This is a genomic window from Aeromonas sp. QDB14, from assembly GCF_027707845.1.
Lineage (GTDB): Bacteria > Pseudomonadota > Gammaproteobacteria > Enterobacterales > Aeromonadaceae > Aeromonas > Aeromonas caviae.
This window is the reverse complement of the sequence record NZ_JAPCJD010000118.1, coordinates 1-7,762: the sequence shown is the minus strand read 5'-3', so window position 1 is coordinate 7,762 and position 7,762 is coordinate 1. Positions and strand designations below refer to the sequence as shown.

The 7,762-nt window shown below is 46.9% G+C and carries 6 protein-coding genes and 3 pseudogenes; 7 read left to right on the top strand and 2 right to left on the bottom strand.

Annotated elements, in window-relative coordinates; translation table 11 throughout:
- Nucleotides 1-185: transposase (locus PG887_RS21210; RefSeq protein WP_270822849.1), on the bottom strand; the 185-nt coding region annotated here is incomplete at its 3' end.
- Nucleotides 186-288: 103 nt separating this feature from the next.
- On the opposite strand from PG887_RS21210, the pseudogene PG887_RS21205 reads away from it, so the two are divergent.
- From PG887_RS21205 to PG887_RS21175, 7 genes and pseudogenes are all read left to right on the top strand, one after another.
- A pseudogene (locus PG887_RS21205) lies at nt 289-1,179 on the top strand (site-specific integrase); the annotation flags it as partial.
- A 9-nt stretch (nt 1,180-1,188) separates the two neighbouring features.
- Nucleotides 1,189-3,066 (top strand): integrase, encoded by a 1,878-nt coding sequence (locus PG887_RS21200; RefSeq protein ID WP_041207315.1) that lies wholly within the window; start codon nt 1,189-1,191, stop codon nt 3,064-3,066.
- A complete protein-coding gene (locus PG887_RS21195; RefSeq protein WP_049866848.1) occupies nt 3,054-3,533 on the top strand; it encodes a hypothetical protein in 480 nt (159 codons plus the stop codon). Before PG887_RS21200 ends, PG887_RS21195 begins: the two co-directional genes overlap by 13 nt.
- Complete coding sequence (locus PG887_RS21190) at nt 3,533-3,970, top strand: VPA1267 family protein (protein ID WP_025202555.1); 438 nt, start codon at nt 3,533-3,535, stop codon at nt 3,968-3,970. Before PG887_RS21195 ends, PG887_RS21190 begins: the two co-directional genes overlap by 1 nt.
- On the top strand, nt 3,967-6,129 hold the full coding sequence (locus tag PG887_RS21185; RefSeq protein WP_025202554.1) for an AAA family ATPase: 2,163 nt from the start codon (nt 3,967-3,969) through the stop codon (nt 6,127-6,129). The genes PG887_RS21190 and PG887_RS21185 overlap by 4 nt, the downstream gene beginning before the upstream one ends.
- 217 nt (nt 6,130-6,346) lie before the next feature.
- Nucleotides 6,347-6,508, top strand: a pseudogene (locus tag PG887_RS21180) (IS5/IS1182 family transposase); the annotation flags it as partial.
- A 158-nt stretch (nt 6,509-6,666) separates the two neighbouring features.
- Nucleotides 6,667-7,335 carry a hypothetical protein gene (locus PG887_RS21175; protein ID WP_017780890.1) on the top strand — a complete coding sequence of 223 codons (669 nt, stop codon included), beginning with the start codon at nt 6,667-6,669 and terminating at the stop codon, nt 7,333-7,335.
- An 87-nt stretch (nt 7,336-7,422) separates the two neighbouring features.
- Here the strand turns inward: PG887_RS21175 and PG887_RS21170 are convergent.
- Nucleotides 7,423-7,762: pseudogene (locus PG887_RS21170) on the bottom strand (hypothetical protein); the annotation flags it as partial.

The following is a 7,762-nucleotide window of genomic DNA, read 5'->3' as shown; positions in this document are numbered from 1 at the left end:
CATTGCCACACACGTGGCCGCCTTCTCAGGCGACAACAGGTCTTGTTGGCACATTCAGGGCAGACAAAGCCGTTAGGAAAACGCCAAGTGAACAGCGCATTTTCGCACTGAGCCTCAGTGCCATAGTCCTTGAGAAACTCAAACAGGCTGTAGCCTTTCTGGAATTGGATTTTGCTTTTGGCCATGATCTCGCACCTCGATAACTGTACGTAAGATCAGTATAGTTCGTGGTAACTGACTGCTAATCATGGGTAATCAGGTTTATTTAAAGAACATGATCATAGTAAGAATGTGACAAATTTTTACCTCAATATACCTAGAGCAAAGCAGCGTGGTGGTGGGTTTCGTTTCTCTTTTAAAAAATTCCCCATTACGGAAGAGCTCTATCTAACGTTGCGTAATTTAATTAGAGATGAAACAGAGAAGTTTGAATCAAAACTCTCAATAAAACTGACTGCTTCTCAAGCAACAAAAATCCCATTATTTATTGATTGGGCAATGGTTTTTGAGTTAGCGGTTAAAAAAACATCTTTGACTGATGATTTATTAGATACTGACATTTTAAATATGTCATCAACAGATCTAAGAGAACACCTGCTAAAAAATTTCCAAAGAAAACAAAAAGCTATTTCTGAAAGAACTGGGGACTATATTCATATAACGGCTAGGCGGTTTCGTCATACAAGAGGAACAAACCTTGGTCGAAAAGGTTTGGGGCCGTTGATCATAGCGGAGGCATTGGATCACAACGATACACAAAACGTTAAGGTCTATACGGAAAATACCGCAGATACCGTGACCTATATTGACAAGGCCATTGGCAAACAACTGGCCCCCTTTGCTAATGCATTCCTAGGTCGCATTATCGTTGACTTAGAGCAGGGTGAGCGAGGACATGACCTTGCTGCTCGCATACCAAACAAGGATAACGATATCGTAGGAGCATGCGGCACCAATGACTTTTGCGTTAAGGGGTATGAAAGTTGTTACACTTGTGAAAAATTTAGACCATTATTAGATGCTCCTCACGAGAAATTCTTATCCCATCTATATGCAGAGAAAGAGGTAAGGTTGAAAACGACAAAAAGTGAAGAGTACGCGGCAACAAAAGATAGGCTAATTTTAGCAGTTGAATGGGTTGTGCAGAAATGCTTTGAACTGAAACAACAACGAGCATGAGGATAGTCAGTGGACAGTAACATTTTCCATTTTAAGCCTGCGATAGAACTGAATTCAGAAGCAAATCTAGAAAAATTCATTCAAAGTAGCAAAAACAAATTAACTGTTTTCGGTGAAGATTGCTGGGATCATAATTTATGGCACACTTTTCACAATACTCGCCGTGTTGTTGCCCGTTTCTCCACAAATTTAGAGCCATCAACTTCCTATAGTTTCTCTCCCCTAGGTGCACCATTTATTGATTTTGCAAAAGCATACATTCGCTACATTTACGCATTAAAACCCATAACAACTCTTCACAGACATTTCGAAGCTATTCGAATACTTGAAGAAGCATTGATTCTATCAAAACATAAAGCAGATATTCTGATGCTCGATGGCCTAGTTTTAGAAAGGCTAGGCGATATTTTTAATAGACGCATATCAAATCTGGCAGGTCGAAATAAAGCGGGCTATCAAATGGAGCTTCTTCTTAATTTCTGCCGTGACAACTTTATAACACCGAGTCTTCCTGGGTGGTCAAATCCATATCAAAAAGTAAAAGATTTAACTATTCAACTTGACGAGAATGGAAAAGAACATCGTAAAAATAAATTGCCCTCAGAAGAGGATATGATGTTATTTGCTAAGTTATTTCATGACGCACCTTCATTAGGTATTGAAGCAGAATATTTTACTTCTGCAATAGCATTGCTCATGCAAGCACCATCCCGATGCTCTGAGTTATTCTCATTGCCTATAGATTGTACTGTATGGGAGGAGAATCGCAGCGGAGAACTTAAACTTGGAATACGTTGGGTGCCTGCCAAAAATGGCAACGAAGGGATTAAATGGGTTCCTACTGTCATGCAAGATGTAGCTTTGGAAGCTATCGAACGATTGAAAAAAATTAGCATGCCTGCACGGGAGGCTGCGATGTATGCAGAAACGCATCCAGATAACAATGGGAGTATGGTGTATATCAGTAAATTGGTTAACTGGCCTTTTGTTGATAACGCAAAAAAAGTTAAGGCCTCAGAGGCTTTGTTACTATATAGAGACCGTGAGTTACATGCGGAACATGATGTTATTCAACACTCGTTTGTTTTACCTACGGTGAACATAATTAATGCAAGGATTTCTAGGTCTGAGGCCAGAAAAGGAGTCCACCTTTGGAAGAAACATAACATATTACGAGAGGATGGCTCACAACCCGATATAACATCCCATCAAGCTAGGCATTGGCTCAGTACCAAAGCTGAACGGGGTGGGATGGATGAGTTGACGCTTGCAAACTGGGCAGGGAGAGCAAGAGTTGCTGATAATGCCAGCTATGATCATCGCACAGAAGAAGAAAAGTCCAATGCAATTGCAGTTATTACTATCCCTGAAAATGCAAACACGTTGGAAAAAATAAAATGTAACCTTCCAATTAGTTTCGAGGAAATCGGAAAGAACCTTACTGGTGCAGCGATAGTAACAGAGCTAGGCGTGTGTGAACATGATTTTGCCATGATTCCATGTCAGCGAAACGGTGACTGTGAAACCTGCAAAGAATTGGTCTGTATCAAAGGCTTCAGTAGCTCATTGGAGCTGTTGAAAGTACGAGAAGTTCAAGTGGCAGCTCAACTCGAAAAAGCACAGCAAAGCCATAAAATGGGGGCCTTTGGTGCTGACCGCTGGGTTAGCTCACACGGTTGGCGACTTGCTCATATTAGAACAAAGATCCGGCTATTAGAGGATGAAAATGTTCTTGATGGCACCCCCATTCGTATTCCTGATGTATATGATCCCTCGCCAGCCAAGGTTGTTCTTTTAGAGAAGGGGCTTAATATTGAAGTTCAATCGCCTGACTCTATCGATTCTAAAGCGTTTAATATTATGGGTGATTTGTTATGCCTAAAATAGTTATCACAGAAAAAAACCTGCCTAATATACTAGGTCTAATTAATACTTGGGAAGGAAAGTTAACTTGGGACTTGCTCTGTCAAAAAGTTGCCATAATGATTGATGTTAAAGGTGGCGTCCAACGTCAATCATTATCCTCTTACAAAGATATTCAAGATGCATACTCGCGAAGAAAGACATTTTTAAAAGAACGTTTTTCTCAACCTGAGCCTACCAAAGAGCGTGATGTAACGCTTGAGTATCTTATAAAAAAGGTTGCTCTTTTAGAGAATGAATTAGCCAGATTAAATAGTTTGAATGATGCATACAAACAGCGTTTCATAGTATGGCAATATAATGCTTACATGCATGGTGTCAGAATGACATCAATTGATAATTTTCCAACAGATAGTGCCGAGCTAAAAAAATTACAGGATATGCTTGGAAAGCCGCTTATAGAAGTTAAACGCCGCACAGGAGGTCAATAATGGCGAGTGGTACAGAAAAAGCCAAAGCAACCGTCCAGGCGTTTGAACTATGGATGGCAACCCAGACTGATGAGACGTATCGACAATTAAGTTACAGGGGCAGCCTCAGCCGCAGTGAAATCACGAAAGCTATTGGCTGTGGCCGCTCTGCCTTAGTGCAGAACCCTGAGCTTCGTAGGCAATTGCAGAAATTGGAAGACCAGCTTAGGGAACACGGGGTGCTTCCGCCACTCACCGCTCAGGCCATAGCGAGTGTAGCTCATCCAAAGGTATACGACCCTACGACTCATCGACGCCTACTTGATACCAAACGTGTATCAATATTGGAGCAGGAGAATATTGAACTGAAAGCGCAGCTAAGGGAACTAAAAGCCAGACTGGAGCGCTTCGGTGAGCTATCTGAGACATTGGCCGAAATGGGGATCTTGCCACGATGAACCAATCTCTCCATTCCGAACTATTTCGTGTTACCAGTATCCCATATAGCTCATCCAGCTACGTGATTTTCTCTGGAATACCACTTAATGACGAGACCAGCCAGATCAAGGATGGCAAATACTATGTGACCATTAAAGCGCGGCCTGACACTCTTCCGGCACAACCGTCACAGGGCCAGCAATGGACAGTCCATGGCAAACCTCTCATTGAGAGGGTCGAGATTGGTGATGTTGTGATGCAGCAACATACCTATGAATCACCTGAGCACGTGATATGCACCCTGCCGGAGACAGGTGAGCAGCTGATCCAGTTCATTGCCAAGGAGCCTGATTTCAAGGGAATTGGCCTCGGTAAAGCCAGGGCGTTATGGCAACTACTCGGTGAGCAATTTCACGCCACCCTGCGCACCGACACACCAGAGTCCAGAGAGCGCCTCAAGGGTATTCTGAGTGATGTATCTATTGATGCCCTGTTCAACGGCTACGCAAAATACAAAAATCTGAACCACTGCAATTGGATGGCAGAGTGTCGGATTCCCTCACCCATTCAGCAGCGGATCTTGAAATTTCATGGCGAAAGCTCCGTTGATGCAATCAAAGCGAATCCCTACCTACTGGTCGGCTTCGGGATGGGGTTTGAAGACGTGGATGCGCTTTCTCAAACGAAGTTTGAGGTAGAACTAAAAGATCCGACGAGGCTGAGTGCCGCCCTGGAGTTCACCATCCACGCGGAAGTGGAAAAAGGCCACACCTACACCACGCAGGCCAGGCTTCGCCCCCTGCTGACCAAATTGCTTGGTGACGGCGAGTTGGCAGCACAAGCATTCAAGGCTGGTTACCACCAAGCCCAGTATGTGCTGAACCATGAAGCAGGCACCTATCACCCTACCGCACAATTGCTGATGGAGACTGTTGTTGCCAAGCGGCTGTTGAAACTTGCTAAACAGCAAAATCGTTACGATGAGTCCACCAATGCTGCTTTTCTCGCAGCGGTTAATGAGCTGCCCTATGAATTGACCGCGATGCAAAATGAAGCGGTGCTCACCGCGCTAAACAATGCGGTGAGTTGCATCACGGGGGGCGCAGGAACTGGCAAAACCACAGTGCTCAGAACGGCACTGCGGGCCTATGGCAAAATGGGCTTTGAGGTGCATGCTGTCGCCCTTTCTGGACGCGCAGCAATGCGCCTATACGAGTCGATAGGCTTTAGGACGATGACCATTTCCGCCTTGTTGCGGCAAGAGCCCATAGAACCATCTGATGGGTTTCCCAGCCATCTGCTGGTAATCGATGAAGCATCCATGATCGACCTGCCCACCATGTATCGGCTCACCAACCATCTGCACCCCACCGTGCGGATCATATTCACGGGTGACCCAAACCAGCTACCTCCGATAGGATGTGGCAAGGTGCTAGCCGATATCGTTGCATCACAGGCCATTGCGAACGTGACCCTGGACATCGTTAAACGCCAGAAGGGAGCCACAGGCATTCCTGAATACTCTATGCAGGTCAATCAAGGTCTCATACCGGAGCACTTGAGCATGGGTAACGTCTATTTCCACGAAACATCCAAAGAGAGGATCGCCCAAGTCTGTGCCGAGTTATATCAGCAATCCCCCGAGAACAGCCGAGTGGTAGGTGCGACCACCGCTATGGTGGCGGAGATCAATAATCTTATTCAGGAGGCCGTCAACCCTGATGGTGCTCGGATGATATTTGAGATGTATGGCGAAACCTACCGCCGCAACGATTTGCGCCAAGGAGATGTGATCCTCTTCACTCAGAACAATTACGAGAAAGGCATTCAAAATGGCTCGCTCGGAACGCTAACTCGCGCTGTCGGGGCTGGAGATGACTACGGAGTGGTTGAACTGGACACAGGCGAGAGCGTGTATGTCACCCAATCCCTGCTGGACTGTATGAGGCTGGGCTACTGCATCACACTCCATAAAGCTCAGGGTTCGCAGTTCCCACGCATCATCATCGCGCTGCAAAAGGGGAGGATCGTTGACAGGGCCTGGCTCTATACCGCAATAACCAGGGCCGAGCATGAGGTCCATATCGTGGGCAGCACAGCTGAGTTTGCAGCCATCACCAAAGCGCCCAGCAATGCCCATAACCGGAACAGCTATCTGCGTGATCTGTTGAAGAAATGAGAGGAGATTGATTCCCTTGGGGAGCGACTACGGGTACAAGCGGAGATAAGCGGTGCGTCAACGCGCAGCGTTGTCCACGGCTTATTCCGTGCTCTTGCGTAGCAAGATGTGCCCGTAGCTGAGCGATCGGAAGGGCTAGAACCTTAAAAATCAATACCTTACAAGGCCTTGACATAGTACCACCAGAGTCTCTTTTGTACCAAGAACGAACTCCAACGTGAGTCATCAATTGACCTTCGCTGATTACGAGTTCAACAGCAAACGCCGCCAGACCCGTAAAGAAGTTTTCCTCTCTTGAATAGAGTAACTGCTTCCCTGGCCCTGGATGCTGGTCATCATTACGCCCATCTATCCCAAGGTCGGCAATGGCCGTCACCCCTAACCACTGATGCAAATCCAGCCATAAGAACCTTCTCTAAAAAGGCTGGGTGCAAAGTAAGTGGTCAAGTCAGTGTAATTACCCACGAAAGGCCTCTCGCAATTATGATAGGCATGGCCCCGTGGGCGCGGGCATCGGACAGACTCAGGAGCAGTAACATGAAGCATCAAACCCTCACCGTGGAAAATAGCCGCATTCGCGTCACCGTCAGCCGCGAGATAGCCGATAAATTCCTGCCAACCGGAGTTATCGGTCGCGATGAGTCCCCCGGTCAGGCGCAACGTGGTCGTCTGCTTTCTGCCGCGATGGGCAAATTAGCCAGCGCAACCGAATTACGCCTTCGGCTCACTAACGATATCGAGCGGGCTGATGTCATCGCGCTGGCCCATAAGCTCCTTGTCCGTGACTATCTGGAGGAACACAGTCACTACAACGTCAACGAGGTGATCATGCGCCTCGAAGAGGGTCACCTCATGCACAAATACATGGCCCAGGAGGTCACTCTCGCCAATGAGTACGCTCGCGGTGTCTTGAAGACTATTTCGCAAGACGACGCCCGCCTTTACGTAGCGCCAAAGGTAATGGCCGGGGTACTCTCCCCCCATGAACGCAGGCAACTGGAGACCCGCGTTGAACTCCTGCTAAACCGCATTGGCATCAATGCAACTGAGGCACTAGATAAAGCCCGTCACGCCTTGCAAGCGCAGGCCAACATCGCGCACCATTATCACATGTGTCGGGCCAATATGACGGGTTGGAAGATTGAGGTCATCGGGGAACTACCGGCTCAAGTGGGCCTATCTCGGTTGCTGCCAAAGGATGATTAATGGATCGCAATCCCAGACCCACCTACCAGCTCACCTCTATCCACCGAGTAGGGCGCCAGAATTTACGGTGCTGTACAGCATTGTTGCTCAAATTCTCTGCTGTACATCGCTCTTATTTATCGGGTGGATTACCCTACCTGGATGGAAAAACCTCAGTATAATCAATGCAACTACATATAATCCGCAGCCAATTATCCATACCCATCCATTCCACGTTTCGCGGGTTGCACTATACAAAAATGCAAAAACAAGTGGACCGATTACACCTGTCAGGTGGGTCAAACTGGTCAGCACCCCTTGTAATTGTCCCTGTGCTACCTGACCGACACGAACAGATATAATTCCCTGCAAGTGCGTATTCCGGCGAAGTTGAACAGCCATTCCGGCCAACGTGAACACCCTGATCCTTAACGCGCTCACGTCACCC